Origin of the sequence: Paludisphaera soli (assembly GCF_011064595.1) — a bacterium.
GTDB lineage: Bacteria > Planctomycetota > Planctomycetia > Isosphaerales > Isosphaeraceae > Paludisphaera > Paludisphaera soli.
Window position 1 is genome coordinate 1 of the sequence record NZ_JAALJI010000112.1, and the last position, 1,227, is coordinate 1,227.

Consider the following 1,227-nt stretch of genomic DNA (forward strand, 5'->3'; position numbering starts at 1 on the left):
TAGTGGTCCGCCACACCTGAGTTGACGGCTTTGGTAGGATCTCTTCCACGAAGGAGGAGCCCCGCCATGGCCCTGAAGGACAAGCGCCTCGTCCGGCTGACCGACGATCAGCGGACGCAGCTGGAGAAGATGATCGCCGGGGGTCGCCACGCCGCGGCGTCCCTCGTCCACGCCCGCATCCTGCTCAAGGCGGACGTCGGCCCCGGCGGGCCCGGGCTGGCCGACGCCGCGATCGCCGAGGCGATCGAGTGCTCGGAGGGCACGGTCGCCCGCGTCCGCAAGCGGTTCGCCGAGTGCGGGCTCGACGCGGCCCTGCACCGCAGGAAGCCGACCGGCCGACAGTACCGCAAGCTCGACGGGGCCCAAGAGGCCCAGCTCGTCTCGCTGGCCTGCTCCGCGCCTCCGGACGGGAAGGCCCGGTGGACGCTCAAGATGCTGGCCGACCGGCTGGTGGAGTTGGAGGCGGTGGACGCCGTCAGCGACGAGACGGTCCGCCGGGTTCTCAAAAAAACGCGCTCAAGCCTTGGCTGAAGCAGCAGTGGGTCATCCCCCCCAAGGCGAACGCCGAGTTCGTCTGTGCGATGGAGGGCGTGCTGGAGGTCTACGCCCGCCCGCGCGACCCGAGGCGGCCGGTGGTCTGCGCCGACGAGGGGGGCAAGCAGCTGGTCGGCGACGCCCGGCCGCCGCTGCCGGTGCGCCCGAGGCGTCCGGCCAAGGAGGACTACGAGTATGTCCGGCACGGGACGGCCAACCTGTTCATGGCCTTCGAGCCTCTGGCGGGGAAGCGGCGGGTGGAGGTGACCGAGCGGAAGACCAAGGCCGACTTCGCCCGGCTGCTGAAGCGGATCGCCGACGAGTGGTACGCGGACGCGGAGCGGGTCACGCTCGTGGTCGACAACCTCTCGACGCACAAGCCGGCCGTCCTCTACGAGGTGTTCGAGCCGGCCGAGGCGCGGCGGATCCTGGGCCGGCTGGAGTTCGTCTACACGCCGAAGCACGGCAGCTGGCTGAACGTGGCGGAGTGCGAGCTGTCGGTCCTGGCCCGGCAGTGCCTCGACCGCCGCATCCCCGACATGGAGTCGCTCAGGCGGGAGGTGGCGGCCTGGGAGGCCGACCGGAACGCGGCCGCCGTGAAGGTCGACTGGCAGTTCGCGACGGCGGACGCCCGGGTCAAACTCAAGCGGCTGTATCCCGTCCTGGAAGCCGTCAACTCAGGTGTGGCGGACC

General features: G+C 70.9%; 1 protein-coding gene. It reads left to right on the plus strand.

All coding sequences use genetic code 11. The features are described from left to right. Nucleotides 1-66: 66 nt before the first annotated feature. Nucleotides 67-1,227, plus strand: a protein-coding gene (locus G6O68_RS31825) for an IS630 family transposase (RefSeq protein ID WP_165253778.1) whose coding sequence is annotated in 2 segments (ribosomal slippage) — nt 67-505 and nt 505-1,227 — 1,162 coding nt annotated over the 2 segments. Because the reading frame shifts where the segments join, the coding sequence is not laid out codon by codon here. This gene is flagged as partial in the annotation.